At 74.3% G+C, this 26,962-nt stretch carries 25 protein-coding genes; 5 read left to right on the top strand and 20 right to left on the bottom strand.

Annotated features, from left to right (window positions below; translation table 11 throughout):
• Positions 1 to 46: 46 nt before the first annotated feature.
• The 9 genes from ACYVG5_RS14320 to ACYVG5_RS14280 all read right to left on the bottom strand — a co-directional run bounded on the left by ACYVG5_RS14320 (position 47) and on the right by ACYVG5_RS14280 (position 10,852).
• The gene (locus ACYVG5_RS14320) at positions 47 to 2,590 is read right to left on the bottom strand and encodes an ATP-dependent Clp protease ATP-binding subunit (RefSeq protein WP_222047149.1); all 2,544 of its coding nucleotides are present in this window, start codon (positions 2,588 to 2,590) and stop codon (positions 47 to 49) included.
• A 373-nt stretch (positions 2,591 to 2,963) separates the two neighbouring features.
• Complete coding sequence (locus tag ACYVG5_RS14315) at positions 2,964 to 3,317, bottom strand: histone-like nucleoid-structuring protein Lsr2 (RefSeq protein WP_222047151.1); 354 nt, start codon at positions 3,315 to 3,317, stop codon at positions 2,964 to 2,966.
• Between the two features lie 143 nt (positions 3,318 to 3,460).
• Entirely contained in the window at positions 3,461 to 4,975 is a 1,515-nt protein-coding gene (lysS, locus tag ACYVG5_RS14310) for a lysine--tRNA ligase (protein WP_460683282.1), read from the bottom strand.
• 10 nt (positions 4,976 to 4,985) lie between these two features.
• A complete protein-coding gene (locus ACYVG5_RS14305; protein ID WP_222047155.1) occupies positions 4,986 to 5,822 on the bottom strand; it encodes a type III pantothenate kinase in 837 nt (278 codons plus the stop codon).
• 2 nt (positions 5,823 to 5,824) lie between these two features.
• On the bottom strand, positions 5,825 to 6,751 hold the full coding sequence (gene nadC, locus ACYVG5_RS14300; protein ID WP_460683281.1) for a carboxylating nicotinate-nucleotide diphosphorylase: 927 nt from the start codon (positions 6,749 to 6,751) through the stop codon (positions 5,825 to 5,827).
• A gap of 144 nt (positions 6,752 to 6,895) precedes the next feature.
• A complete protein-coding gene (locus tag ACYVG5_RS14295; RefSeq protein WP_222047159.1) occupies positions 6,896 to 8,569 on the bottom strand; it encodes an L-aspartate oxidase in 1,674 nt (557 codons plus the stop codon).
• Positions 8,566 to 8,985 carry an aspartate 1-decarboxylase gene (gene panD, locus ACYVG5_RS14290; RefSeq protein ID WP_460683280.1) on the bottom strand — a complete coding sequence of 140 codons (420 nt, stop codon included), beginning with the start codon at positions 8,983 to 8,985 and terminating at the stop codon, positions 8,566 to 8,568. The genes ACYVG5_RS14295 and panD overlap by 4 nt, the downstream gene beginning before the upstream one ends.
• On the bottom strand, positions 8,985 to 9,869 hold the full coding sequence (gene panC / locus ACYVG5_RS14285) for a pantoate--beta-alanine ligase (RefSeq protein ID WP_460683279.1): 885 nt from the start codon (positions 9,867 to 9,869) through the stop codon (positions 8,985 to 8,987). Before panC ends, panD begins: the two co-directional genes overlap by 1 nt.
• A complete protein-coding gene (locus ACYVG5_RS14280) occupies positions 9,866 to 10,852 on the bottom strand; it encodes a DUF2520 domain-containing protein (protein ID WP_222047163.1) in 987 nt (328 codons plus the stop codon). Before ACYVG5_RS14280 ends, panC begins: the two co-directional genes overlap by 4 nt.
• Before the next feature lie 289 nt (positions 10,853 to 11,141).
• On the opposite strand from ACYVG5_RS14280, the gene ACYVG5_RS14275 reads away from it, so the two are divergent.
• On the top strand, positions 11,142 to 11,894 hold the full coding sequence (locus ACYVG5_RS14275) for an SDR family oxidoreductase (RefSeq protein WP_222047165.1): 753 nt from the start codon (positions 11,142 to 11,144) through the stop codon (positions 11,892 to 11,894).
• A gap of 132 nt (positions 11,895 to 12,026) precedes the next feature.
• On the opposite strand, the gene ACYVG5_RS14270 is transcribed toward ACYVG5_RS14275, so the two are convergent.
• Positions 12,027 to 13,370 carry a DUF6779 domain-containing protein gene (locus ACYVG5_RS14270; RefSeq protein WP_222047167.1) on the bottom strand — a complete coding sequence of 448 codons (1,344 nt, stop codon included), beginning with the start codon at positions 13,368 to 13,370 and terminating at the stop codon, positions 12,027 to 12,029.
• A gap of 323 nt (positions 13,371 to 13,693) precedes the next feature.
• Here ACYVG5_RS14270 and ACYVG5_RS14265 point away from each other — a divergent pair, with 323 nt between their 5' ends.
• The 4 genes from ACYVG5_RS14265 to ACYVG5_RS14250 all read left to right on the top strand — a co-directional run bounded on the left by ACYVG5_RS14265 (position 13,694) and on the right by ACYVG5_RS14250 (position 17,403).
• On the top strand, positions 13,694 to 14,827 hold the full coding sequence (locus ACYVG5_RS14265) for an ABC transporter ATP-binding protein (protein ID WP_222047169.1): 1,134 nt from the start codon (positions 13,694 to 13,696) through the stop codon (positions 14,825 to 14,827).
• On the top strand, positions 14,824 to 15,516 hold the full coding sequence (locus ACYVG5_RS14260; protein ID WP_222047171.1) for an ABC transporter permease: 693 nt from the start codon (positions 14,824 to 14,826) through the stop codon (positions 15,514 to 15,516). Before ACYVG5_RS14265 ends, ACYVG5_RS14260 begins: the two co-directional genes overlap by 4 nt.
• Complete coding sequence (locus ACYVG5_RS14255) at positions 15,513 to 16,355, top strand: ABC transporter permease (protein WP_222047173.1); 843 nt, start codon at positions 15,513 to 15,515, stop codon at positions 16,353 to 16,355. Before ACYVG5_RS14260 ends, ACYVG5_RS14255 begins: the two co-directional genes overlap by 4 nt.
• Before the next feature lie 88 nt (positions 16,356 to 16,443).
• Positions 16,444 to 17,403 (top strand): glycine betaine ABC transporter substrate-binding protein, encoded by a 960-nt coding sequence (locus ACYVG5_RS14250; protein ID WP_222047175.1) that lies wholly within the window; start codon positions 16,444 to 16,446, stop codon positions 17,401 to 17,403.
• Positions 17,404 to 17,489: 86 nt separating this feature from the next.
• On the opposite strand, the gene ACYVG5_RS14245 is transcribed toward ACYVG5_RS14250, so the two are convergent.
• From ACYVG5_RS14245 to dacB, 10 genes are all read right to left on the bottom strand, one after another.
• Positions 17,490 to 17,996, bottom strand: a complete 507-nt coding sequence (locus ACYVG5_RS14245) for a DUF3180 domain-containing protein (RefSeq protein WP_222047177.1) — start codon at positions 17,994 to 17,996, stop codon at positions 17,490 to 17,492.
• Positions 17,993 to 18,496 (bottom strand): 2-amino-4-hydroxy-6-hydroxymethyldihydropteridine diphosphokinase, encoded by a 504-nt coding sequence (folK, locus tag ACYVG5_RS14240; protein WP_222047179.1) that lies wholly within the window; start codon positions 18,494 to 18,496, stop codon positions 17,993 to 17,995. Before folK ends, ACYVG5_RS14245 begins: the two co-directional genes overlap by 4 nt.
• The gene (folB, locus tag ACYVG5_RS14235; RefSeq protein WP_460683278.1) at positions 18,493 to 18,942 is read right to left on the bottom strand and encodes a dihydroneopterin aldolase; all 450 of its coding nucleotides are present in this window, start codon (positions 18,940 to 18,942) and stop codon (positions 18,493 to 18,495) included. Before folB ends, folK begins: the two co-directional genes overlap by 4 nt.
• Positions 18,935 to 19,819: a dihydropteroate synthase gene (folP, locus tag ACYVG5_RS14230; protein WP_460683277.1), complete on the bottom strand. Its 885-nt coding sequence runs from the start codon at positions 19,817 to 19,819 to the stop codon at positions 18,935 to 18,937. Before folP ends, folB begins: the two co-directional genes overlap by 8 nt.
• Positions 19,816 to 20,418 carry a GTP cyclohydrolase I FolE gene (folE, locus tag ACYVG5_RS14225; protein ID WP_460683276.1) on the bottom strand — a complete coding sequence of 201 codons (603 nt, stop codon included), beginning with the start codon at positions 20,416 to 20,418 and terminating at the stop codon, positions 19,816 to 19,818. Before folE ends, folP begins: the two co-directional genes overlap by 4 nt.
• Positions 20,415 to 22,391, bottom strand: a complete 1,977-nt coding sequence (ftsH, locus tag ACYVG5_RS14220; protein WP_222047180.1) for an ATP-dependent zinc metalloprotease FtsH — start codon at positions 22,389 to 22,391, stop codon at positions 20,415 to 20,417. The genes folE and ftsH overlap by 4 nt, the downstream gene beginning before the upstream one ends.
• A 213-nt stretch (positions 22,392 to 22,604) precedes the next feature.
• Positions 22,605 to 23,198, bottom strand: a complete 594-nt coding sequence (gene hpt, locus ACYVG5_RS14215; protein WP_460683275.1) for a hypoxanthine phosphoribosyltransferase — start codon at positions 23,196 to 23,198, stop codon at positions 22,605 to 22,607.
• Entirely contained in the window at positions 23,195 to 24,220 is a 1,026-nt protein-coding gene (gene tilS / locus ACYVG5_RS14210; protein WP_222047182.1) for a tRNA lysidine(34) synthetase TilS, read from the bottom strand. Before tilS ends, hpt begins: the two co-directional genes overlap by 4 nt.
• Positions 24,221 to 24,223: 3 nt before the next feature.
• Positions 24,224 to 25,321: a zinc-dependent metalloprotease gene (locus ACYVG5_RS14205; RefSeq protein ID WP_222047184.1), complete on the bottom strand. Its 1,098-nt coding sequence runs from the start codon at positions 25,319 to 25,321 to the stop codon at positions 24,224 to 24,226.
• Positions 25,322 to 25,459: 138 nt separating this feature from the next.
• Positions 25,460 to 26,962: D-alanyl-D-alanine carboxypeptidase/D-alanyl-D-alanine endopeptidase (dacB, locus tag ACYVG5_RS14200; RefSeq protein ID WP_460683274.1), on the bottom strand; the 1,503-nt coding region annotated here is incomplete at its 5' end.

The raw sequence follows: 26,962 nt of genomic DNA, 5'->3' as shown, positions 1-26,962 counted from the left end.
GTCCCGCCGCGAGCTTGCGAGCGGGGGGGGGCAGGGAGGTCCTTCTTCAGTCGGCCTGGGCGGCCGCCGGACCCTCCTCGTCGCCCTCGGCGCCCGTCAGGGCGACCGGCGGCGTGTCGGGCAGGTCGACCGGCTTGGCCTCACCGCGGAAGGTGAAGGTCGAGGCGGTCGGGTCGGCGTTCTCCTCGACGTCCACGACGATGATCTGGCCGGCGGCCAGCTCGCCGTAGAGGATCTTCTCCGAGAGCGCGTCCTCGATCTCGCGCTGGATGGTCCGCCGCAGCGGGCGGGCACCCAGCACCGGGTCGAAGCCACGGGCGGCCAGCAACCGCTTGGCCGCCGGGGTGACCTCGAGCGCCATGTCCTTATTCGACAGCTGCGTCTCCAGCCGCGCGAGCATGAGGTCCACGATGTGGACGATCTCGTCCTCGGTGAGCTGGTGGAACACGACGATGTCGTCGATGCGGTTGAGGAACTCCGGCCGGAAGTGCTGCTTGAGCTCCTCGTTGACCTTGAGCTTCATCCGCTCGTAGTTGCTCTGGGTGTCGTTCCCGGCCTGGAAGCCGAGGCCGACCGCCTTGGAGATGTCCCGCGTCCCGAGGTTGGTGGTCAGGATCAGGATCGTGTTCTTGAAGTCCACCATCCGGCCCTGGCCGTCGGTCAGCCGGCCGTCCTCCAGCACCTGCAGCAGCGTGTTGAAGACATCGGCGTGCGCCTTCTCGATCTCGTCGAAGAGGACCACCGAGAACGGCTTGCGCCGCACCTTCTCGGTCAGCTGGCCACCCTCGTCGTACCCGACGTAGCCGGGAGGGGCACCGACCAGACGCGACACGGTGAACTTGTCGTGGAACTCGCCCATGTCGATCTGGATGAGCGCGTCGTCCTCGCCGAAGAGGAACTGCGCCAGCGCCTTCGCCAGCTCCGTCTTACCGACACCCGAGGGGCCGGCGAAGATGAAGGAACCACCGGGACGGCGGGGGTCCTTGAGGCCCGCCCGCGTGCGCCGGATGGCCTGGCTGACGCTCTTGATGGCCTCTTCCTGGCCGATGATCCGCTTGTGGAGCTCGTCCTCCATCCGGAGCAGGCGAGTGGTCTCCTCCTCGGTCAGCTTGAAGACCGGGATGCCCGTCCAGTTGGCCAGGACCTCGGCGATCTGCTCGTCGTCGACCTCGGCGACGACGTCCATGTCGCCGGCCTTCCACTGCTTCTCCCGCTCGGACTTCTCGCCGAGCAGCTGCTTCTCCTTGTCGCGGAGGGAAGCGGCCTTCTCGAAGTCCTGGGCGTCGATCGCCGATTCCTTCTCCCGGCGGACGCCGGCGATCCGGTCGTCGAACTCGCGCAGGTCCGGCGGGGCGGTCATCCGCTTGATCCGCATCCGGGCGCCTGCCTCGTCGATCAGGTCGATCGCCTTGTCGGGCAGGAACCGGTCGGAGATGTACCGGTCGGCCAGCGTCGCGGCAGCCACGAGCGCGCTGTCGGTGATGCTGATCCGGTGGTGGGCCTCGTAGCGGTCGCGCAGCCCCTTGAGGATCTCGATGGTGTGCTGCAGCGTCGGCTCGCCCACCTGGATGGGCTGGAAGCGGCGCTCGAGGGCCGCGTCCTTCTCCAGGTGCTTGCGGTACTCGTCGAGCGTGGTCGCACCGATGGTCTGCAGCTCGCCGCGGGCCAGCATCGGCTTGAGGATGCTCGCCGCGTCGATCGCGCCCTCGGCGGCACCGGCCCCGACGAGGGTGTGGATCTCGTCGATGAACAGGATGATGTCGCCGCGGGTGCGGATCTCCTTGAGGACCTTCTTCAGCCGCTCCTCGAAGTCACCGCGGTAGCGCGAGCCGGCGACGAGAGCGCCGAGGTCGAGGGTGTAGAGCTGCTTGTCCTTCAGCGTCTCGGGGACCTCGCCCTTGACGATGGCCTGCGCGAGGCCCTCGACGACGGCGGTCTTGCCGACACCGGGCTCGCCGATGAGGACGGGGTTGTTCTTCGTCCGGCGGGACAGCACCTGCATGACCCGCTCGATCTCCTTGGCCCGCCCGATGACCGGGTCGAGCTTGGAGTCACGCGCGGCCTGGGTGAGGTTGCGGCCGAACTGGTCGAGGACCAGCGAGGTCGACGGCGTGCCCTCGGCGGGGCCACCGGCGGCGGCCGGCTCCTTGCCCTGGTAACCGGACAGCAGCTGGATGACCTGCTGGCGGACGCGGTTGAGGTCGGCGCCGAGCTTCACCAGGACCTGGGCGGCGACGCCCTCGCCCTCGCGGATCAGGCCGAGCAGGATGTGCTCGGTGCCGATGTAGTTGTGGCCGAGCTGCAGCGCCTCGCGCAGCGACAGCTCCAGCACCTTCTTCGCCCGCGGGGTGAAGGGGATGTGCCCGGACGGCGCCTGCTGGCCCTGTCCGATGATCTCCTCCACCTGCTGGCGGACGCCCTCCAGCGAGATGCCGAGGGACTCGAGCGCCTTGGCGGCGACGCCCTCACCCTCGTGGATCAGACCCAGGAGGATGTGCTCGGTGCCGATGTAGTTGTGGTTGAGCATCCGGGCTTCTTCTTGAGCCAGGACGACCACCCGACGGGCTCGGTCGGTGAACCGTTCGAACATCTGCTGTTTCTCCTCTGACCGGCTGGACCTGCTGTGCTCGGTCCCCTGGGGGACGGTGGACACCCGACGTTCGTCGGCGCGCTGGGCACCGGTCGCTCCACTGTAGTTCGCACCACGTCCCCGGCGTCGGCAACCGGTGTGCCGGGACGGCGAGTGGCTCGTCTGGTCCAACTCCCGTCACAGGAGTGGTGTTCCGACCCGGTTACGCCGTCAGCGGACGCCGGCTCCCGGAAAGCACGACGGCCCGGCCCCCACGAAGGGGACCGGGCCGGCCGGCGACGTACTCGGGTGGCCCCATGCAGGGACCGAGGCGGCCCCCTTGCAGGGTCCCGGCACGAGCTTGCGAGTGCTGGGGGGCAAGGGGGTCCTTCTGCTAGTGCGCGGCCTCGAAGGCCTCGACCACGCTGGCCGGGATGCGACCGCGGTCGCTGACCTCGTGGCCGTTCTTGCGCGCCCAGTCGCGGATCGCGCCGGCCTGCTCGCGGTCCATCCGGCCACCGCCTCCGGTGGCGCGGGAACGACCGGCGCCCGAGGCGCGGGTGCCACGGCTGCTCACCTTGCGGGCGGCCGAGACGTACTTGCCGAACACGTCGCGCATCTCCGCGGCGTTCTTCTCGGACAGGTCGATCTCGTACGTCGTCCCGTCGAGGGAGAAGGTGACCGTCTCGTCAGCGGAGATGCTGTCGTCGAGGTCGTCGCTCAGGATCACCTGGACCTTGCGTGCCATTTGTCTACTCACTCCTGTTGCTGCGGGGATCCGGACTGTCGAATTACCTGCCCCGTGTTCCGACAGCGCCATTGCACCACAACGGACAGCAATGCAGCCAATCCCTCGGCAGCACGCGCCCGGGATTCGCCCGGACGGGTGCACTATTGGTTGAGCGGACGCACCAATGGGAAGAGGATCGTCTCGCGAATACCCAGACCGGTGAGCGTCATCATCAGCCGGTCCATGCCCATCCCCATGCCGCCGGTGGGGGGCATGCCGTACTCCAGCGCCTCCAGGAAGTCCTCGTCCAGCGCCATGGCCTCCGGATCACCGGCGGCGGCCAGCCGGGTCTGCGCGCTGAACCGTTCCCGCTGCACGACGGGGTCGACCAGCTCCGAATAGGCGGTGGCCCGTTCCACGCCGGCGATGTACAGGTCCCACTTCTCGGCCACCCCCGGCTGCGATCGGTGCGCCCGGGTCAGCGGCGAGGTGTCCACCGGGTAGTCGATGACGAAGGTGGGGCTCTGCAGCGAGTCCTGCACCAACGCCTCGAACAGCTCCTCGACCACCTTGCCGGGTAGCCAGGCGGGGTCCACGCCCACGTCGTGCCGGTCGGCCAGGGCACGCAGCTGCGCCACCGGGGTGTCCGGGGTGACCTCCGTGCCGACCGCCTCGGACACCGCGGTGTAGAGCGGTACCTGCGGCCACTCCCCCGACAGGTCCAGTTCCGAGCCGTCGTGATGCCGGGCCACGTGGTCACCGAACAGTGCGCTGCAGCACTCCTGGATGAGTTCGCGTGTCACGGTGGCCATTACCTGGTAATCCCAGTAGGCCGCGTACGCCTCGAGCATCGCGAACTCCGGGGAGTGCGAGGAGTCCGCACCCTCGTTGCGGAAGTTGCGGTTGATCTCGAACACCCGGTCCAGCCCGCCGACGATGCACCGCTTCAGGAACAACTCCGGTGCTATTCGGAGGTACAGGTCGAGGTCGAAGGCGTTCATGTGGGTGCGGAAGGGGCGCGCGGCGGCCCCGCCGTGCACCGTCTGGAGCATCGGGGTCTCGACTTCCAGGAAACGGCGGGTGGTCAGCCCGGACCGCAGGGTGCTCATGACCGCGGCACGCTGGTGCACGGTGCGGCGGGCCTCGTCGCGGACGATCAGGTCGACGTAACGGCGCCGGACCCGCAGCTCCTCGCTCATCGGCTTGTGCGCCACCGGCAGCGGCCGCAGCGCCTTCGCCGCCAACTGCCAGGAGTCGGCGAACACCGACAGCTCCCCCCGGCGGGAGGTGCCGACCTCACCGGTGACCAGCACGTGGTCACCGAGGTCGACGTCGGACTTCCAGGCCGCCAGGGCCTCCTCCCCGACCCGGTCGCGGGAGAGCATCACCTGGAGCTCGGTGCCGTTCTCCCGCAGCGTCGCGAAGCACAGCTTGCCGGTGTTGCGGGAGAAGATCACCCGGCCGGTGACACCCACCTGGTCACCGGTCATCGTGTCGGGCTCGAGGTCGGGATGGGCGTCGCGCACCTCGGCCAGCGCCGTCGTCCGGGCCACCGAGACCGGGTAGGGGTCGACGCCGGCCTCGCGCAGCCGGTCGAGCTTGGCCCGCCGGACCCGCAGCTGCTCGGGGAGTTCGTCGTCCGTCTGTCCGTCCTGGCCCGGCGCTACCTCGATCACCCGCAGGAGCCTACGGGCCGGTCGGACGACGTCCGCCGGGCTGCCCGGCCGTGCCGGCATGGGTGCTGGCCTGGTGCCGGGCGAAGGCCAGCCGCAACCCGTGGACGGTGAGGTCGGGGTCACGCTCGGCGATGGTGCGGCAGCTGTCGACCACCAGCCGGTGCAGGCCGCCGGTGGCAACCACGAGCGGCGGGGTGCCGAACTGGGCGACCAGCTCCTCGGCGATCCGGCCCACCAGACCGTCGACGAGGCCGGCGAAGCCGAGCACGAGGCCGGATTGGAGCGCCGCGACCGTGTTCTTCCCGATCGCCTGCGCCGGCACCGTCAACTCGACCGAGCGCAGCTGGGCGGCGCGGGTGGCCAGCGCGTCCAGGCTCACCTCCACGCCGGGTGCCAGCGCGCCGCCGAGGAACTGGCCGGCGGGGCCCACCGCATCGACGTTCGTGGACGTGCCGAAGTCGACGACGACCACCGCCCGGGAGCTGCCGTCCGGTGCCCGGCCGTGGCGCTCGTGCGCGGCCAGGGCGGTGACCACCCGGTCGGCGCCCACCTCCCGCGGGTTGTCCACGTGCAGCGGGACGCCGGTGCGCACTCCCGGGCCGATCAGGGTCACCGGGACGGCGAGGCGGTCGAGCAGCTGGCGCAGCGCGGGAAGCAGCGCCGGCACGGTGGAGCAGGCGCTGACCCCGGTGACATCGGTGTCGTGCAGCAGCCCGCGCCACAGCAGCTGCAGCTCGTCGGTGGTGGCCCGGGAGTGGGTGGTCACCCGCCAGCAGTCGACCCGGCGGTCGCCGTCGAAGGTGGCCAGGACGGTCTGGCTGTTGCCGACGTCCACGGTGAGCAGCACGGTCAGCCCCCGGTCCGCAGGTCCAGCGCGAGATCCAGGATCGGCGCCGAGTGGGTGAGCGCCCCCACCGACAGGTAGTCCACGCCGGTCTCGGCCACCGCCCGGGCGACCCCGAGGGTGAGCCCGCCGGTGGCCTCGATCTGCACCTCGTCCCCGACCTCGGCCACGACCGCGCGCAGCTGGCCGGGGGTCATGTTGTCGCAGAGCAGGAAGTCGGCACCGGCATCGACGGCCTCGCGGGCCTGCCCGACCTCGTCCACCTCGACCTGGATGGCGACGTGGGATGCCCGGTCCCGGACCAGCGCCACCGCCGCGGCCACCGACCCGGCCGCGGCGACGTGGTTGTCCTTGACCATGGCCACGTCGTAGAGGCCCATCCGCTTGTTGGCGCCGCCGCCGCAGCGCACCGCGTACTTCTCCAGCGGCCGCAGCCCCGGCGTGGTCTTGCGGGTGTCCAGGACGACGGCGCCGGTTCCGGCCACGGCGTCCGTCCAGGCGCGGGTGGCGGTGGCGATGCCGCTGGCCCGGCTGGCGATGTTGAGGGCGCTGCGCTCGGCCGCCAGCACGGCGCGGACCGGGCCGGTGACGGTCAGCAGCACGTCCCCGCGGGCAACCCGGTCGCCGTCGGCGGCCCGGGCGGTGAGGGCGGCGCCGGGCGCCAGCCGGGCGATCACCCGGGCGGCCAGCGGCAGCCCGGCGACGACGCCGGGTGCACGCGCCACCAGGTCCGCGGTACCCACCTGGCCGGCGGGCACGGTGGCCGCGCTGGTCACGTCCAGGTCCGCCGCTGCGGCCGGGTCGGCCGGCAGCGGGGCGCCACCGGTCAGGTCCTCGGCGAGGGTGCGCTCGACCAGCCCGGTCACCCAGGACTCGGTCAGCCCGGTACCGGCGAGGTCCAGTGCGGTCCGCTCGCTGCGCCGCTCGCTCACCACGTCATGCCTCGCTCCGCTCGGGCGTTCGTTCCGCTCCTCGCTCGCTGGCGCTCGCTGCGATGCTCGCTCACCACGTCATGCCTCGCTCCGCTCGGGCGTTCGTTCCGCTCCTCGCTCGCTGGCGCTCGCTGCGATGCTCGCTCACCAGCCCACCGCCACGGGCGTCCCGGCGGTGCGGCGGGACAGCTGGACGTGGCCGGCGTCGTCGAACCGGACGTCCAGGTGCACCCGCCAGCCGTCCTCGGCGTCGGGATGGTCCTCCCGCCAGTGGCAGCCGCGGGTCTCCTCGCGCGCCGCGGCGGCCGCGGTGAGCGCGGTCGCCACGGTGAGCAGGTCGGTGGCCTCCCAGCTGTCCACCCCCGGCCGGACGTCGTCGCCGCGGGCGGCGAGCCCGGCCAGCCGGTCGGCGGCCTCGGCCAGCCCGGCCCCGCTGCGCAGCGCGCCGACCCGGCTGGACATCGTGGCGGTGAGCTCGGCGCGGACCGCGGGGTCGAGCAGGCCGCCGGGGACCGCCGGGGCCGGTTCGGCGGCGGCCGGGACCGGCAGGTCGCGGGCCAGCGCCGCGCCGATCCGGCCGGCGAACACCAGCCCCTCCAGCAGCGAGTTCGAGGCCAACCGGTTCGCGCCGTGCACCCCGGTGCAGGCGACCTCGCCGCAGGCGTACAGCCCGGCGACGGTGGTGCGGCCGGTGAGGTCGGTGGCCAGCCCACCGGAGGCGTAGTGGGCGGCGGGGGTGACCGGCACCAGGTCGGTGGCGAGGTCGATGCCGACCTGCCGGCAGCTGGCGGCGATGGTCGGGAACCGCTCGGCCACCCCGGGCACGTCCCGGGCGTCGAGCCACACGTGGTCGACGCCGTCCCGCAGTTGCACGCGGGTGATCGCCTTGGCCACGACGTCGCGGGGGGCGAGCTCGGCCAGCTCGTGCACCCCGGTCAGGAACCGCACGCCGGCGCCGTCGCGGAGCACCGCGCCCTCGCCGCGCAGCGCCTCGGAGACCAGCGGCTGCTGCCCGCGGGCCCCGGGGCCGACGTGGAGCGCGGTCGGGTGGAACTGGACGAACTCCAGGTCGGTGGCGACCGCCCCGGCCCGCAGGCCCAGGGCCACGCCGTCGCCGGTGGAGACCGCCGGGTTCGTCGTCGCCGCGTACACCTGGCCCATCCCACCGGTGGCCAGCACGACCGCCCGGGCCCGGACGGCGCCCACGCCGTCGGCGGAGCCCTCCCCGAGCACGTGCAGGGTGACCCCGGCGGCGCGGCCGGTCGCATCGGTGAGCAGGTCGAGCACCATGGCGTGCTCGACCAGGGTGATGCCGGGGTCGGCCGCGACCGCCTCGGTCAGCGCCCGCTGCACCTCCACGCCGGTGGCGTCGCCGCCGGCGTGCACGATGCGGTCGGTGGAATGCCCGCCCTCGCGGGTGAGCAGCAGCCGGCCGGCGCCGTCGCGGTCGAAGGCGGCCCCCCAGCTGATCAGCTGGTGCCGCCGCTCGGGCCCCTCGGTGACCAGGGCGAGGACCGCCGCGCGGTCGCAGAGGCCGACACCGGCGACCTCGGTGTCCCGGGCGTGCGCGGCGGGGGTGTCGTTCGCACCGAGCACCGCGGCGATGCCGCCCTGCGCCCACCGGGTCGAGCCGTCGTCCACCTGCACCTTGGTGACGACGGCGACGGTGAGCCCGGCCGCCCGCGCGTGCAGCGCGACGCAGAGCCCGGCCACGCCGGAGCCCACCACGCAGACGTCGGCGGAGAGCTCCCAGCCGGGAGGCGCGGCCCGCAGCCGCACCGGCAGCCCGGTCGACCGGGCCGCCGTGCGGGTGGTCACCGGGGCGCGACCACGTCGCCGCGCAGCTGCCCGAGGACGCCGGGAGACGGCGCCGCGGGGTCGGCGCCCAGCTCGACGATGCGGTTGCCGCCGTCGACGTGCACGACCTTGGGGAGGTAGGACTTCGCCTCGGTCTCGTCCATCAGCCCGTAGCTGATCAGGATCACCAGGTCGCCGGGGTGCACCAGGTGCGCGGCCGCGCCGTTGATGCCGATCACCCCGCTGCCCCGCTCCCCGGGGATCACGTAGGTCTCCAGCCGGGCGCCGTTGGTGACGTCGACGATGGCGACCTGCTCACCGGGCAGCAGGTCCGCGGCGTCGAGCAGGTCCTCGTCGATGGTCACCGACCCGACGTAGTGCAGGTCGGCCTGGGTGACCGTCGCCCGGTGGATCTTGGACTTCAGCATGGTGCGCATCATCGGGGTCCTCCGGGCTTCGGGTCGTGCAGGGTCACGGCGAGGTTGTCGATCAGCCGGGTGCTGCCGGCGCGGGCGGCGACGAGCAGCCGGGCCGGTCCGGCGGCCGGGGCCGGCCCGAGGTCGGGGTCGGTGAGCTCGAGGTAGTCGGGCACCAGGCCGGGAACGCCGGCCAGCACCTGACCTGCGGCGTCGAGGACCGCAGCCGCGCCGCGGGGCCCGGCCGCCGCCCCGGCCCGCAGCGCGGCCGAGATCGCCGCGGCCGCCGATCGCTGCTCGGCGCTGAGGTAACGGTTGCGCGAGGACAGCGCCATCCCGTCGTCCTCCCGGACGGTCGGGACGCCGGCCACCTCCACCCCCAGCGCCAGCTCGCGGGACATCGCCCGGATCAGCGTCAGCTGCTGGTAGTCCTTCTCCCCGAACACCGCGACGTCCGGCCGGATCAGGCCGAACAGCTTGGCCACGACCGTGAGGACGCCGGCGAAGTGACCGGGCCGCACCGCCCCCTCGAGCACCGCGCCGAGCGGACCGGGCTGGACGGTGACGCCGAGCGAGCCGGGCGGGTAGACGTCGTCGACGGCCGGATGGAAGACCAGGTCGGCGCCCTCCTCGGCGAGTGCGGCGAGATCGGCGTCCCAGGTGCGCGGATAGCGGTCGAAGTCCTCCCCCGGACCGAACTGGGTGGGGTTGACGAACACCGAGACGACCACGCTGCCGCCGCGCGCACGGGCGGCGCGCACGAGCGCCCGGTGCCCCTCGTGCAGGGCGCCCATGGTGGGAACCAGCACCACCGGGCCGGGCAGCTCGGCGCGCAACCGGGCCAGCTCGGCCGGAGTGCCGGCCACGGCGGGCCGCCGCAGGATGCCCGTCGTCGTCGGGTTCACCGGGGCACGTCCGCGGCGGCCTGCAGCAGGTCCAGCAACGGCGACCCCTCGAGGGGCCGCAGCCGGCCGGCGGCCAGCGCGCGCTCGGTGGTGCGCTGGGCCATCGCCACGTAGGCCGGGACAGCGGCCGGTGCCCGTTCGGACAGCGTGTCCAGGTGGTCGCGGACGGTGCCGACGTCACCGCGGCTCACCGGCCCGGTCAGCGCCCGGTCACCCTGCCGCAGCCCGTTCTCCAGCGCTGCATTCAGCAGCGGGCCGAGCACCCGCCCGGGGGCGCCCACGCCCGCCGCGCGCAGCAGGTCGGCGGCCTCGGCGACCAGGGTGACCAGGTGGTTCGCGCCGGTGACCAGGGCCGCGTGGTAGAGCCGACGGTCGGCCTCGTCCACACAGAACGGCTCGCCGCCCATCTCGAGCACCAGGGCCTCGGCGACCACCCGGTGCTCCGGGCGGCTGGTCACGCCGAAGGGGGCGGCGGCCAGCCGGGCGACGTCGTCCGGAGCGCCGGTGAACGTCATCGCCGGGTGCAGTGCCAGACCCAGCACGCCCGCCCGCTCCGCGGGCGCGAGCACCGCCAGCCCGTGGGCGCCGGAGGTGTGGAACACCAGCTGACCGCGACGCCAGGTGCCGGTCTCGGCCAGGCCGGCGACCAGGCCGGGCAGGGTGTCGTCCGGAACCGCCAGCAACACCAGGTCGCTGGCCGCGACGACGTCGTCGGCAGGGAGCAGGGGAACGCCGGGCAGCAGCCGGGCGGCGCGCTCCGCGGAGGCGGCCGACAGGCCGGCCGCGGCGACCACGTCGTGCCCCGCGGCGGCGAGGGCGGCCCCCAGGACGGCGCCGACCCGGCCGGCGCCGATCACCCCGACCCGGAGCCGGGCGGGGGCATCGGCGGCCGGGGGCAGCCCGGCGGCGGGCAACGCAGCAGGTGGGGTCGCGGCGGCAGGTGGGGTCGCACGCGGTGACGCGCGCAGCGGACCAGCAGACATCCCGGTGCACCTCTCGTTCCAGTCCCTGGCGGGTACCGGACTCGGGTCGCGCCCACGTCGTCGTGGACCGCGGTCGAAGGCCGTGCGGTTCGTGCCGTGGCGTCCCGCCCGCTGCGACCACCCGGCGATCCGGGTGTGCCACGCAGGAGGCGCGCCACACGCGAGTCTGTAACCCGCCGCGGGCGGCCGCAATGCCCGGGGGTGTGGACTGGCTCACCGCCGGCGCAGCGGGGCGCGCCGGTTACCTTGTGCCCGCCGGCACCGCGGCCGGCCGGTCGGGAGGAGCACGGTGGACACGTTCGAGGGACGGACCGCACTGGTCACCGGCGCGAGCCGGGGCATCGGGCTGGCCATCGCGTCCAGCCTGGTCCAGCGGGGCGCCCGGGTCGTGGTCACCGCCCGCAGGGCGGACGCCCTCGCCGAGGCCGTCGAGTCGCTCGGCGGGCCGGAGAAGGCCGTCGCCGTCGCCGGCAACGCCGCTGACCCCGAGCACCGCGCCGAGGCGGTGCGCACCGCCATCGGAACCTTCGGCAGCCTGGACGTGCTGGTCGGCAACGTGGGCATCAACCCGGTGTTCGGTCCGCTGATGGACACCCCGCTGGACGCCGTCCGCAAGATCCTGGACACCAACGTGGTCGCCAGCCTGGGGCTGGTCCAGGAGGCATGGCGGGCCTGGATGTCCGAGCACGGCGGGTCGGTGCTGATCGTCGCGTCCGTGGCGGGTCTGAAGTCGAGCGAGGGCATCGCCGCCTACGGCATCAGCAAGGCCGCGCTGATCAACCTCACCACCCAGCTCGCCGTCGAGCTCGGCCCCACGGTCCGGGTCAACGCCGTGGCCCCGGCCGTGGTGAAGACCCGGTTCGCCGAGGCGCTGTTCACCGGGCGCGAGGACCAGGTCTCGCGGCAGTACCCGGCCGGCCGGCTCGGCGTGCCCGAGGACATCGGCGAGGCGGCGGCCTACCTGCTCGGCGACGGCGCGGGCTGGGTCACCGGCCAGACGCTGACCCTCGACGGCGGCGCGCTGTCCCGCGGCCCGATCTAGCGGCCCCTCTGCAGGGACCCGCCCGAGCCTGCGAGGGGCGGGGGGCAGAGGAGTCCTTCTACTCGTCCTTCCGCACGCCACGCTCCGCGCGCCGCGGGCCTTCGGGGACGAGGCCGCGGGGGCGAAGGGTCTTCATCCCCGGCCGAGCACCCGCGCCAGGACGTCGTCCGGCGGCTGCGGGTCGTCCTCGTCCCGGTAGCGCCGCCGGCGCCGTCCGGGAGCCGGACGCACACCGCTCCCGGCGAGGATCTGCTCCAGCCTGGCCGGCCCGCCCGCCGGCGCGGCAGCGGAGGGCACCGGCGGGGCGGCCGGCACCTCGGCGGCCGGTGGTGGAGCCGGGGCGTCGCGGCCGCCGGCTCCTCCGTGCGCGGCGACCCGGGTCGAGCCGATCGGCAGCCGGTCGTCGTCCGGTTCGGCCGCCCGGCGGTGCCGGTGCGGCGCGGCGGCGTCGCCGGTGGCCGGTACCGGGTCCAGCCCGACCCGGTACCGGCCGCGCGGCGCCGGCGTCGGGCGCTCGGGCGACTCGGGCGACTCGGGCGACTCGGGCGACTCGGGCGACTCGGGCGGCTCGGGCGACTCGGGCGACTCCGGCGAACCGGGCGGCTCCGGCGGCTCGGGGCTCGACTCCTCCCGGGGCCTCCGCCGCGGGAGTTCCACGGGCAGCGCGGCCGACGGCTCCGCCGGCTGCGTCAGCTCGTCCAGGACCGACCGGCCGGTTCCCGGGGCGGCGGTGACCGGCCCCCCGGCGGGGACGGCCGCGACCGGCGGGGTGGGCGTGGCAAGGCCCCGGCCACGGACCGGCTCCCGGCCCGCCGGCCACCGTTCAATCGTGGCGTGCTGCTCCCACGAGGCGCTGCGGAGCCCGTCGCCGGCGCCGTCCAGCGTGCGGCCGTCGTCACCGGGCCGCTCGGCCGGCAGCCGGACCGCCTGGGCCCGCATGACCATGCGCTCGATCAGCAGCTCACCGGACAGCTGCTCGGTCAGCTCGCCGCGCAGCCGGCCGAGGTCGGCGCGCAGCTCCCCGAGGGCCGCGAGGTCGTTGCGCAGCCCGGACAGGCCGGCGAGGTCGGCGCGCAGCGCGGCCAGCTCGCGGCGCATGCCGTCCTCGGCCTCGCGCCGCAGCCGCTTCTCGAGGTCCAGCTCGAAGACCTTGCGGGCGGCGACCTCCCGATCGAGCTCGCGGTCGTAGGCGTGCCGCAGCTCGGCTTCCCGGCTCTGCGCAGCGAGCTGGTCGGCCCGCCGCCCGCCGGCGAGGAAGGCCGCCACGAGGAAGGCCCAGCAGGTGGCCAGCAGTGCCACCCGCAGGTGGACGGCGTCGTCGGTGAAGAACACCGCCACGGTGCCGGCCAGCGCCAGCAGGAGCCCGGCGACCAGGCCGACGGTGCGGAGCGGGCCACGGCGGGCGGGCGGCTCGACGCGCCGGGCCGCGGCGCCGGTGAGGTGGTCGGGGGTGCTGTCGTCCCGACGACCTGCCATGCCAGCAGGGTACGGGCGGCGGCTCCCGATGCCGGTCATCTCCGGGCCCGTGCGCGCCGGGATCTTCCGCTCGGCCGGTGTGCTCGGGGATCATCCGGGCCCGCACGGGGCGGTTCCGGCGCCGGAGCCATCCGATGGCGCACGACGGGATGTGTTTCGATGGCAGACCACATGCTCTCGATCAGCCCGGACACCACCGGCCGGATGTCCCCGGAACCGCGAGTCGATCGAGGAGAGCCGGTGCCCACACCCTTCTCCGCAGGGGCAGCGGGCTCTCGGGCCGGCGCGAGGACCAGCGGCGCGACGGCCCAGGGAGGACCCCGATGATCCGGTTCGACGCGGTGTCGAAGGAGTACCCCGGCGGAACCGTCGCGGTCGACGAGCTGAGCCTCACGGCCCCGTCGGGCACGATCACCGTGCTGGTCGGACCGTCCGGCTGTGGCAAGACCACCAGCCTGCGGATGGTCAACCGGATGATCGAGCCGACGTCGGGCACGATCACGATCGACGACCGCGACATCACCTCCGTGTCCGCCACCGAGCTGCGTCGGGGCATCGGGTACGTGATCCAGCACGCCGGCCTGTTCCCGCACCGCACGGTCGTCGACAACGTGGCGACCGTCCCGATGCTCACCGGCACCGGTCGGCGGCAGGCACGCAGCCGGGCGGTCGAGCTGCTGGAGCGGGTCGGACTGCCGGCAGCCTTCGCCGACCGGTACCCCGCCCAGCTGTCCGGCGGGCAGCAGCAGCGGGTGGGGGTGGCCCGGGCGCTGGCCGCCGACCCGCCGGTCATGCTGATGGACGAGCCCTTCAGCGCCGTCGACCCGGTGGTCCGCGACCAACTGCAGCAGGAGTTCCTGCGGCTGCAGCAGGAGCTGGGCAAGACCATCGTGTTCGTCACCCACGACATCGACGAGGCGATCCGGCTCGGCGACACCATCGCGGTGCTGGCCGTCGGCGGCCGGCTGGCCCAGGTCGCGACCCCCGCCGCCCTGCTGGCCACCCCCGCGGACCCCTTCGTGGCCGGTTTCGTCGGCCGCGACCGCGGTTACCGGGCCCTGGCCTTCATGTCCGCCGAGGTGGCCCTGGCAGCCGAGCCCGCCGTGGCCCTCGGCTCGCCCCTGGCCCGGGCGCGCGACGTCGCCGTCGACGACTGGGTACTCGTGGTCGACGAGAACGACCGGCCGCAGGGCTGGCTGCACCTCCCCGCCCATCCCGCGGGCGGCCCCGGGCCGGCACCCGGCGAGGTCGGCCCCGCGCTGCTCAACCTCGGCGGCACGCTGGCCCCGGTCGGCGGAACCCTGCGGGAGGCGCTGGACGCCGCCCTGTCCTCCCCGAGCGGACGGGGCATCGTCGTCGACGACGCCGGCCGGCTCGTCGGCTCGGTCAGCGCCGCGACCGTTCTCGACCACGTCCACGACACCGCCGCGGACACCCCCGCGAGGGGCGGGGCATGACCTCGGCGGCCGGCTCGGCGCCCTGGGACCTGTTCGGCTACTTCGCCGACCACCGCGAACAGGTACTGGAGCTGCTCTGGTCGCACACCTGGCTCTCGGTCCTGCCGGTGGTCGTCGGGCTGCTGGTGGCGCTCCCGATCGGCTGGCTCGCCCGCCGGTACCGGTGGGCGTACCCGCCGATCGTGTCGGTGACCGGCCTGCTGTACACGATCCCGTCGCTGGCGCTCTTCGTGATCATGCCCACGCTGCTGGGCACCCAGATCCTCGACCCGCTCAACGTGGTCGCCGCGCTGACCGTCTACACCGTCGCGCTGCTGGTGCGGGTGGTCGCCGACGGCCTGGCCGCCGTTCCCGAGGACGTCCTGCAGGCGGCCACCGCGATGGGCCTCACCCGCCTCCAGTTGCTGCGGATGGTGCAGCTCCCGCTGGCCGTCCCGGTGATCGCCGCGGGCCTGCGGGTGGCCACCGTGGCCAACGTCAGCCTGGTCGCGATCGCGGCGACCATCGGGATCCCCCAGCTCGGGCAGCTGTTCATCACCGGGTTCCAGCTGTCGGTGAGCGGGCCCTACTACCCGCCGATCGTGCTGGGCATCGTGCTCTGCGTCGCGCTGGCGCTGCTGCTCGACCGGTTGATCGTCCTGAGCGCCCGACTGCTCACCCCCTGGCAGCGGGTGGTGACTGCTCGATGAACGAGGTGCTCGTCTGGCTCAACGACCCGCAGAACTGGACCGGCACCCGGTCCACGCCCGGTATCGGCGACCAGGTCGCCGCTCACCTGGCGTACACCGCGGTCGCCCTGCTGATCGCCGGGGGAATCGCCTTTCCGCTGGGGCTCGTCCTCGGCCACACCGGCCGGGCGTCGTGGCTGGTCTCGGTGGCCAACGGGCTGCGGTCGCTGCCGACGGTCGGCCTGCTCATCCTGCTCTACGTCATGGTGTCGCCGCTGGTCAGCGGCCGTGGGGACGCCGTCTACCTCGTGCCGACCGAGATCGCCCTGGTCGTGCTGGCCCTGCCGGCGATCCTGGCCAACACCTACGCCGGCGTGCGGAACGTGTCGCCGGCCGTCCGCGACGCGGCGTTCGGCATGGGGATGACCGGGCGGCAGGTGCTGTTCCGGGTGGAGCTGCCCAACGCGCTGCCGCTGGTGTTCTCCGGCGTCCGCAGCGCAGCACTGCAGGTCATCGCCACCGCGACGATCGCTGCCTACGTCGGTCTCGACGGGCTGGGACGCTACGTCTACGACGGGCTGGCCAGCCGGCAGTTCGGCGAGATGGCCGGTGGCGCGGTCCTGGTCGCCGTCCTGGCCCTGCTCGTCGACCTGCTGCTCGCGCTCGTCCAGCGGGTCACCGTCTCGCGGGGGGTGTCCGGCAGGTTCTCCCGGCGGGCCGCCGGAGGGGACGGCCGTACCGCGAGGATCACCGAGCTCGCCGCCGCCGATCCGGACGACCTGTCGCCGGCGGCGGGCGACCCGGCGGCAACGGACCCGGTGCCCGTTCCGGAAGGTTCCGGCGGGCGTTCCACGGGATGACCCGTCCCTGTCTGTGCACGGGCGGCGACCGCCGCCCGTTACCCGGTGACCCGGCGCGAGCGCCGCGGCTGACCCCAGGAGAGAAGCAATGAACCGCAGGATCGCCATGGCGCTGACCGGCGCGACAGTCCTGCTCACGGCGCTGACCGCGTGCGGCGAGTCGGGCAGCAGCAGCGCCGGTGGGAGCGAGACCGGGTCCGACGGGGGCGCGGAGACGATCGCCTCCGGCATGGTCCTCGGCGGACCCCCGGAGTTCGAGAACCGGCCCGACGGGATCCCCGGCCTGGAGGAGGTCTACGGCGTCACCTTCGGCGAGTTCCGCAGCCTCGACGCCGGCGGCCCGCTGACCATCAACGCCCTGAAGAACGGGCAGATCGACGCGGCCGACATCTTCACCACCGACCCGAACATCGCGGCCAACGACTGGGTCGTGCTCGAGGACCCGGAGAACCTGTTCGCGGCGCAGAACGTGCTGCCGCTCATCAACACCGAGAAGGTCACCGACGGGGTCACGGCCGTGCTCGACGCGGTGTCCGCGGAGCTCACCACCGAGGACCTCCTCGCGCTCAACGAGCAGGTGATCATCGACCGGCAGGACCCGGCCGCGGTCGCCGGGCAGTGGCTGGCGGAGCAGGGGCTGGACGCGACCGGCACCCAGGCCGCCGGGGTGGACCTCACCATCGGGTCGGCGAACTTCCCGGAGAACATCATCCTGGCCAACATCTACGCCCAGGCGCTGCAGGCCCAGGGTGCGACGGTCGACACCCAGCTGAACATCGGCAGCCGGGAGGTCTACATGCCCGGGCTGCAGGACGGTTCGATCGACCTGATCCCGGAGTACAGCGGCGTGCTCCTGGAGTACTTCGACCCCGAGGCGACCGCGGTCAGTTCCGAGGACGTCTACGCCGCGCTGCCCGAGGCCCTGCCGAGCGGCCTGACCGTCCTGGAGCAGTCGGCGGCCGAGGACAAGGACGCGATCGTGGTGACCCGGGAGACCGCGGAGGAGTACGGCCTGACCTCGATCGCCGACCTGGCCGAGCAGCCCTGACCCACCCCGGACGACGCCGGCGCCGGGTGGGCACCGCCCCACCCGGCCCCGGGGCCCGGCGCCACGAATCCCCCGCGGAGGCGTGCTCAGGCGTGGGCGGCGCCGGCCGGTTCGTCCCGGTCCGGCGGGATCCGGCACTCGTGCTCGAGCCACAGCGCGGCGGCGACCAGGGCGAGTGACAGCAGCACGCCGATGACGCCGGTGGTGGTGTCGCCGCCGGCCGCGGCGAGCCGGCCCAGCGCCGGAACGGTGTACAGCAGCAGCCCCGCCCAGCAGCCGGCGAACACCGCCCCCACGTAGGCGCTGGCCTGGGCCAGCACGGCGAGCCGGGCGACCAGCAACGGCTCCACCGGACGGGCGGCGGCCGCGGGCGACGGGCGACCGGGCCGGGGACGGCGGTCCCGCTCGGCGGCGAGCCGGGCCCGCAGGGTACGGGCACCCAGGGCCTCCGCGACGGCGAGCACACCCACCGGCACCGGCAGCCACCACTGCAGCGGTGGCAGGATCCCGTAGCTCGCGCGCACCACCAGCCACGAGCCGAGGGCCAGCCCGGCGACGACCACCAGGAGGTCGCGGCGGCGTACGGGTCTCACGCCGGCTGTTCCCACCGCACGACGCCGGCGATGTCGTCGGCGGGGAGCGCCTGCACCAGGTCGGCCACCGGTCCGTACCCGGGCAGCTCCGCGCCGGGGTCGAGGGTCAGCCAGGGCACCAGCACGAATGCCCGCTCCGCGGCCCGCGGGTGCGGCAGGGTGAGCTCGGGGTCGGCGGAGAGCACCGGCGTGCCGTCGTCCCCGGTCACGGTGATGACGTCGACGTCGAGGGTCCGCGGGCCGAACCGGACGTCGCGGGTGCGGCCGGCGGCCTGCTCCAGCTCGTGGGCGAGGGCCAGCCAGCCGGCGGCGTCCCGGTCGCCCCGGACGACGGCGATCGCGTTCAGGTACGGCGGCTGCTCGACCGGACCCCAGGGCGGGGTCTCGTAGAGCATCGAGCGGGCCACCAGCCCGTGCTCCCCGAGCGCGACCAGGGCGCCGCGCACGGTGCCGGACCGGTCGCCCAGGTTGCCGCCGAGGGAGAGCACCGCGCGGGTCACCGGTGCTCCTCGCCGGCGCCCGGCTGCTGGCGCCGGATGGCGACCGTGACGTCGTCGGCGGGGACCCCCAGGTCGGCGTCGGGCTTGTGCACGGTGATCTCGACCGCCTGCACCGGCTGGTAGGCCAGGCACGCATCGGCCAGCCGCTGCGCGAGGGTCTCGATCAGGTCGACGGGCTCGCCGGTGAGCAGCGCGTGCAGCTGCTGGGAGAGCTCTGCGTAGTTGACCGTCAGGGTGAGGTCGTCGGCGGCGGCGGCCGGGGCGGTGTCGAGCTCGAGCACCGCGTCGACGCGGAAGGTCTGGCCGCGCTCGCGCTCGACGTCGTACACCCCGTGGTGGCCGTGGCCGGTGAGGCCGGAGACGGTGATCCGGTCGGGCGTGGCCCGGTCCAGCGGCTCCCCCCGAGCCTGCGAGGGGTGCGGGGGACGGGGTCCTTGCTCAGGCACGGAGCCCACTGTGCCCGACGGGCGCCCCACCGCGTGCAGCGCGCACCGCGGCGACGGTGCGCACGGCGTCGGCGGACGCGCCCGCGTCGTGCACCCGCACGCCCCAGGCGCCGGCCCCCGCAGCCAGCACGGTGCTGGCCAGGGTGGCGGCGTCCCGCCCCTCGGCGGGGCGGACGGCGCCCTCGGCGTCGGCCAGCAGCCGGCCGAGGAAGGTCTTGCGGGAGGCGCCCACCAGCACCGGCAGGCCCAGGCCGACCAGCCGGTCCAGCCCGGCGAGCAGGGCCCAGTTGTGCTCCGCGCGTTTGGCGAAGCCGAGCCCCGGGTCGAGCACCAGTTGCTCGGGCGCGACTCCTGCGGCCACCACGTCCTCGACCCGCGCGGTCAGCTCGGCGGAGACCTCGGTGACCACGTCGCCGTACCGCGCCGCGGCGTACATCTCGCGGCTATGCCCCCGCCAGTGCATCAGCACCCACGGAACGCCGGTGTCGGCCACCAACCGGGCCATCCCGGCGTCGGCGAGCCCGCCGCTGACGTCGTTGACCAGTTCAGCGCCGGCCGCCAGCGCGGCCGCGGCGACCTCGGCCCGGGTGGTGTCCACGCTGATCCGCACCCCCGCGGCGACGAGCTCGGCGACCACCGGGATCACCCGGCGGCACTCCTCGGCGGCGTCCACCCGATCGGCGCCGGGACGGGTGGACTCCCCGCCGACGTCGACGTAGTCGGCCCCGGCGGCGTGCATCGCCAGCCCGTGGGCCACCGCCGAGGCGGTGTCGGCGAAGCAACCGCCGTCGGAGAAGGAGTCGGGCGTGACGTTCAGGACACCCATCACCACGCAGCGCCCCGGCCGGATCAGCTCGGGCGCCGTCCGGCTGCTCACCTGCCCAGGACCAGGCTCATCGCCTCGGCGCGGGTGGCCGCGTTCTCCCGGAAGATCCCGCGCACGGCCGAGGTGACCGTCCGGGAACCGGGCTTGCGGATGCCGCGCATCGCCATGCACAGGTGCTCGGCCTCGATGACGACGAGAACCCCCCGCGGCTTGAGCCCCTCCACCATCGCGTCGGCGATCTGCCGGGTCATCCGTTCCTGGACCTGCGGGCGGCGGGCGTAGAGGTCGACCAGCCGGGCCAGCTTCGACAGCCCGGTGACCCGGCCGTCCTCCCCCGGGATGTACCCGAGGTGGGCGACTCCGTGGAAGGGCACCAGGTGGTGCTCGCAGGTCGAGTACATCGGGATGTCCCTGACCAGCACCAGCTCGTCGTGGTCCTCCTCGAAGGTGGTGGCGAGCACCGCGAGGGGGTCGACGTGCAGCCCACCGAACGTCTCGGCGTAGGCCCGGGCCACCCGGGCCGGGGTGTCCTGCAGCCCGGGCCGGTCGGGGTCTTCCCCCACCGCGATCAGCAGCTCGCGGATCGCGGCCTCGGCCCGGTCCCGGTCGATCGGGGAGACGACCGGGACAGCGCCGTCCGTGCTGGTCACTGGGCCGGGGCGCCGACGTCGCCGACGGGCGTCTGGTCGCCCAGCACGTGCCCGTTGCCGGCCCGCTCGGCCGGGGTGAGCACCGGCGGCTGGTCGGACGGCGTGCGCTTGCCGAAACCGTTGTAGGGAGCCAGCGACGGCCGCTTTCCCACGCCGCCGGCGATCCGCGCGATGTCGTCCTTGGAGAGCGTCTCCTTCTCGATCAGCTCCAGCACCAGCGCGTCCAGGACGTGCCGGTACTCGACCAGGATCTCCCAGGCCTCGTCGTGCGCGGCCTCGATCAGCGCCCGGACCTCACCGTCGATGTCGGCGGCCACGGCCTCGGAGTAGTCGGGCCGGGAGCCCATGTCACGGCCCAGGAACGGTTCGGAGTCGGTGCTGCCGTACTTGACCGCACCGAGCTTGGCGCTCATGCCGTACTGCGTGACCATCGCGCGGGCCATGCTGGTGGCCTTCTCGATGTCGTTGCCCGCACCCGTCGTCGGCTCGTGGAACACCAGTTCCTCGGCCGCGCGACCGCCCAGCGCGTAGGCCAGGGTGTCGATCATCTCCGAGCGGGTCTGGGTGTACTTGTCCTCGGTCGGCAGCACGAGGGTGTGCCCCAGCGAACGGCCCCGGGGCAGGATCGTCACCTTGTGCACCGGGTCCAGGTTGGGCAGCGCGTGCGCCACCAGGGCGTGGCCGCCCTCGTGGTAGGCGGTGACCTTCTTCTCCTTCTCGCTCATCGCCCGGGTCTTGCGCTCGGGGCCGGACAGGACGCGGTCGATGGCCTCCTCGAGGTTCTCGTCGGTGATCACCGTCCCGCCGTGCCGGGCGGTGAGCAGCGCTGCCTCGTTGAGCACGTTGGCCAGGTCGGCGCCGGTGAAGCCAGGGGTCCGGCGGGCGACGGTCTCCAGGTCCACGTCGGGGGCCAGCGGCTTGCCGGTGGCGTGCACCTTCAGCACGGCGGTGCGGCCCTGGAGGTCGGGGCGGTCGACGGCGATCTGCCGGTCGAACCGGCCCGGGCGCAGCAGCGCCGGGTCGAGGATGTCCGGCCGGTTGGTGGCGGCGATCATGATGACCCCGCCCCGGACGTCGAAGCCGTCCATCTCCACCAGCATCTGGTTCAGCGTCTGCTCGCGCTCGTCGTGCCCGCCACCCGTACCGGCGCCGCGGTGCCGGCCGACGGCGTCGATCTCGTCGATGAAGATGATCGCCGGGGCGTTCGTCTTGGCCTGCTCGAACAGGTCGCGCACCCGGCTGGCACCGACACCGACGAACATCTCGACGAAGTCCGAGCCGGAGATCGAGTAGAACGGGACGCTGGCCTCCCCGGCGACCGCGCGCGCCAGCAGCGTCTTGCCCGTCCCGGGCGGGCCGAACAGCAGCACGCCCTTGGGGATCTTCGCGCCGATCGCCTGGTACTTGACCGGGTTCTGCAGGAAGTCCTTGATCTCGTGCAGTTCCTCGATCGCCTCGTCGGCGCCGGCGACGTCGGCGAACGTCGTCTTCGGGGTGTCCTTGCTGACCACCTTGGCCTTCGACTTGCCGAAGGCCATCACGCCGCGGCCGCCACCCTGCATGGAGTTGAACAGCCAGAACAGCAGCAGGAGCAGGATCACGAAGGGCAGGAAGCTCACCAGGATGCTCACCAGGAGGTTGTCCTGGGTGACGTTGGTGTCGAAGGGGACGCCGTCGCCGTCGCCCTCGCCGCGGACCAGGTCGAACACCTGCTCCGAGGCCCCGGCCGGGTACGAGGTGGTGACCTCGGTGCTGCCGTCGACCTCCGAGCGGAGATCCAGGTCGAGCGTCTGTTCCTTGTCGTTGATCGTGACCCGGTCGACGTTGCCCTCGGAAAACTGTGCCAGCGCCGTGGACGTCGGGACTTCCTCGTATCCGCCGTCGTCCCGGAAGAAGCTGGACGCCACGAACATCAGCACGACGACGATGGCGACCCAGAACCAGACTGAGCGGACGATCTTCTTACGCTCCATACATCGATGCCGGGCCATCCGGGACGGCCCGGCTCGCCCGTCGACCCTCCTGATCGTCGGGGACGCCGCTCGCGACCCGGTGGGCACCCCGCCGCGGGGGCGACGTCGTTGCTCCCGAAGGTACACCGCAGAAGGACCCCGCCCTCCCCGTCGCGACGGCCCCGCTGCAGGGGCCCGCCGCGAGCCGGCGAGCGGTGGGGGGCAGCGGGGTCCTTACCGGTAGACCTCGGGCTTGAGCGTGCCGATGTAGGGCAGGTCGCGGTACCGCTCGGCGTAGTCCAGGCCGTAGCCGACGACGAACTCGTTGGGGATGTCGAAGCCGACGTACCGCACCGGGACCTCGACCTTGATCGCGTCGGGTTTGCGCAGCAGGGCGCAGACCTCCAGGCTCGCCGGCCGCCGGCTGCCCAGGTTCTTCAGCAGCCAGGACAGCGTCAGCCCGGAGTCGATGATGTCCTCGAGCACCAGCACGTGCTTGCCGGCGATGTCCCGGTCGAGGTCCTTGAGGATGCGGACCACGCCGGAGGAACTGGTGGCGGACCCGTAGGACGAGACCGCCATGAACTCCATCTGGGTGGGCAGCTGCAGGGCCCGGGCGAAATCGGACATGAAGAGCACCGCGCCCTTGAGGACGCCGACGAGCAGCACCTCGCGGCCGGCGTAGTCGTCGGCGATCCGGGCGGCCAGCTCACCGATCTTGACCTGGATCTGCTCCTCGGAGAGCAGGACGTGGTCGATGTCCGGGCCGTAGCCGTGGTCGGGGCCGAGGGACCCCGTACCAGGGACGGGGGCTTCGGATGAGCTCACGGCACGTGCTCCTCGGGGAGGTCGGGGGCGGCAGCGGAACGCCGGCCGGGGGCGCCGGGCGGCTGCAGGACCAGCCTGCCAGATGTCCGGACGACGCCGGCACCGCCCGGCAGGTGCACCCGGCCCTGCCCCCGCCACCGGGTGAGCAGCGCGTCGACCGCGACCAGGTGCACGGCCTGGACGTCGGGCACCCCGGCGTTCCGCAGCCAGCCGCGCAGCACCCGGCGGCGCAGCGCGGCGGGCAGCGCCGCAGCCGGCCGCGCGGGCAGCCCGTCGGCGCCCACCAGGCGGGCCCGTTCGGTGTCGGCCAGGGCGTCGAGGGCCTCGAGGTCCTCGCGCAGCAGCCCCGCGGTGCGGGCCAGCGCGGGCGCGACCCCGCCGCCGAGCACCTGCTCCAGCAGTGGCAGCACCTCGGTGCGCAACCGGACCCGGGTGTACGCGGGGTCGGTGTTCCACGGGTCGTCCCAGACCGGCAGCCCCTGATCGGCGCACGCCTGCCGGGTGTCGGCGCGGCGGATGCCGAGCAGCGGGCGCCACCACATCGCTCCCCCGTGCGCGCGGTCGGCCACCATGCCGGCCACCGACCGGGGGCCCGAGCCGCGGCCCAGCCCGAGGAGCACCGTCTCGGCCTGGTCGTCGAGCGTGTGCCCCAGCGCGACGCGCGCGCCGTGTTCGCCGGCCGCCGCGGTCAGGGCGGTGTACCGGGCGGTCCGTGCGGCCGCCTCGGGGCCGCCGTCGTCCCCGACCGGGACGGCCACGGCGAGCACCGGGTCCAAGCCGAGGCCGCGCAGCAGCATCGCCGTCGCGGTCGCCCGCTCGGCGGACCCGTCCTGCAGTCCGTGGTCGACGGTCACCGCGCCGACGCGTACGCCGGCCGCCGGGCCCTCGAAGGCCAGGGCGGCCGCCAGCGCCACGGAGTCCGCTCCCCCGCTGCAGGCGGCCAGCACCGGCTGCGACGAGGCGCGCAGCCCCTGGCGCACGGCACTGCGGACGACGGCGACCGCCCGGGGCGGGCCGACCACCGCTCAGGCGGGGATGGCCGGGCGGCTGCCCAGCACGCGCTCGACCCAGGCGGCCGGGTCGGTCAGCTCGTCCTTGAGCGGGAGGTTCTGCGGGCCGGCCCACACCTGGTTGAAGCCGTCCATCCCGGCGAGCCCGACGACCCCGGCCACGAACACCCGGCCGTCGGCGTACTGCTGCATCTTCTGCTCCAGCCCCAGCAGGCGGCGCAGCACCCGGTCGATCGGGCCCCGGCCCTTGCGGCGCTGGGCGAAGCGCTTGCGCAGCGTGCGCACCGAGGGCACGACGTCGGGGCCCACGCCGTCCATGACGAACTCGGCGTGCCCCTCGACCAGGCTCATCACCGCGGTCACCCGGTCCAGCACGGCGCGCTGCTCGGGGTCCTGGACGAGCGCCATCAGGCCCTGCGGCGTGTCGTCGTCGGTCTCCGCGCCGCGCACGGCGTCGGCCAGGCTCCGGACGACGTCCTGGATGCGCTCGCGCAGCACGTCGGCGTCGAGGTCGGTGGCCCGCGCGAAAGCGGTGACCTGCTCCTCGAGGTAGCCGCGCAGCCACGGGACGGCGGTGAACTGCAGCTGGTGGGTGACCTCGTGCAGGCACACCCAGAGGCGGAAGTCGCTGGGGTCGACCCCCAGCTTGCGCTCGGTCTCCACGATGTTGGGCGCCACGAGCAGCAGCCGGCCGCCGGTGCCGAACACCTCGTACTGGCCGAGCACGCGGGAGCAGAGGAAGGCCAGCACGCCGCCGGCCTGGACGCCGGTGACCCGCGCACCGATCGCGGCGGCCACCGCGCCGGGCCGCTTGCCGCCCTGGGCCTCGGCCAGGGCGTCGGCCAGCGGATCCAGCAGCGCGGACATCCCGGCGGTGTTGGCGTCGACCCAGCCGGGCCGGTCGACGACGGCGACGACGGGTTCCGGGCCACCGGCGACCGGGTGCAGCCCGGTGAGCTCCTCGACGTGCGCGACGGCGATGGCGGCGGCGCGGTGGAGCTCCTCGACCACCGCCGCGGCCTCCTCGCGGGAGGTCGCGGGCCCCGGGCTGGACAGCCGGCGGGCGGTGCGGCCGGCGAGGTCCCAGTCGACGAGAGAAGAGGGTCGGCCCATCGCCTCACCGTACGCGGCGAGCCGCTCGCCGTCCGGCCCTGCGGCATGGGCCCGCGTCGAGCGTGCGAGGGGTGGGGGCGGACGACGGACCCCGCTCTCCTCATCCCTCGCAGGCTCGGGCGGGCCTCGGGACGGGGCCTAGCGGCAGCCGCAGCCGGCGAGGGTCGCCGCGACCACGTCGAGCGCGGTCTCGGCGGCGGCCGGGCTGCCGGTGGTCCCGTCGGCGAGCACCGCGAAGGCGAGCAGCCGGCCGTCGGCGGTGACGACCGTCCCGGCCAGGTCGTGCACGCTCCGCAGGGTGCCCGTCTTCGCCCGCACGGAACCGGGGACGGCACCCTCCACGGTCCGGTCGGCCAGCGTGCCGGTGTACCCGGCGATCGGCAGCCCGGCCAGCAAGCCGGCGGCCTCCGGGGCGGTGCCGTCGGAGGCGGCCCGGAGGGCGTCGACCAGGAGCCGGGCCGGTGCGCGGTCCCGGTCGGACAGGCCGCTGGCATCGGCCAGGGACAGGCCGGTGGTGTCGAGGCCGGCGTCGGCGACCGCGTCGGTGACCGCCTGGGCGGCACCGGCGAAGGTCGGCGGCAGGCCCCGGGCGAGGGCCACGTGCCGCGCCAGCGACTCCGACAGCAGGTTGTCCGACTGGGTCAGCGCCTGCTCCACCAGCCGCTGGATCGGTGCGGACTCCACGGTGCCCAGCGTGCGGGCCCCGGCCGGGGCGGTGCCGAGCACGACCTCGGCCGAGGGCACCCCGAGGGCCGCGGCCAGTGCCGTTCCGGCGTCGATCCCGGGCTGCCCGCTCCGCGGGCTGCCCGCCGGGTTCACCCGGGCGCCGTCGACGGCGGCGGCGGTGACCGGTGCGGCGTAGGTCGACGGCGCGTCGTCGGGCTGCCAACCGGGGGCGGTGAGCGGGCCGCTGAACAGGGAGTTGTCGACGACGACCCGGGTGATCGGCGTGCCGGCGAGCTGCGCCCGGACCTGGTCGGCGAGGTCGGCCACGGTCGCCGCGCCGGGGTAGGTGCGGGAGGGATCGGTGGTGGACAGGGTCGGGTCGCCACCGCCCACGAGCACGACCTCACCCGGGGTGGAGCCGGCGACCACCCGGGTGGTCAGCGTGCTCTCGGGATCCAGGGAGGTGAGCACCGCCATCGCAGTGAGCAGCTTGGTCGTGGAGGCGGGCGTTCCGGGGTCGGTGCCGGCCCGGTCGAACAGCACGTCGCCGGTGGCCACGTCGACCACGCGGGCAGACAGGCCGGTGCCCAGGGCGGGCTCCTCCAGCAGCGGGGTGAGCATCCCGGCCAGGACGGCCGGGTCGGGGACCGGGGCCTGCGCGGAGAGCTCGGCGAGCGCCGGGGCCGGCTCCACCAGGTCGGGCAGGACGGCGTCGGGTACCTGCTCGGCGACCGGCCCGTCGCTGCGGTCGCCGAGCAGGCCGGGGCCCCAGACGGCGCCGGCTCCACCCAGGACCGCGAGGACCAGCAGGGCGACGAGCAGCACCGGCCAGCGCCGCCGGCGCCGCGTCGGCCGGGCGCCGGGCGGGGACGCGCCGGGGCGCGCGGTCGACGCCGCCCCCTTCCTGCTCTTCCCCTGCGCGGTGGCGGCTGCCTTTCCCGATGCCCGGGTGGCGGCCCGGGTCGGGCCGGCCGC

The organism is Modestobacter lapidis (genome assembly GCF_054780755.1).
Note: the sequence above shows the minus strand (reverse complement) of the source record. Positions and strands in the feature narration are given on the sequence as shown.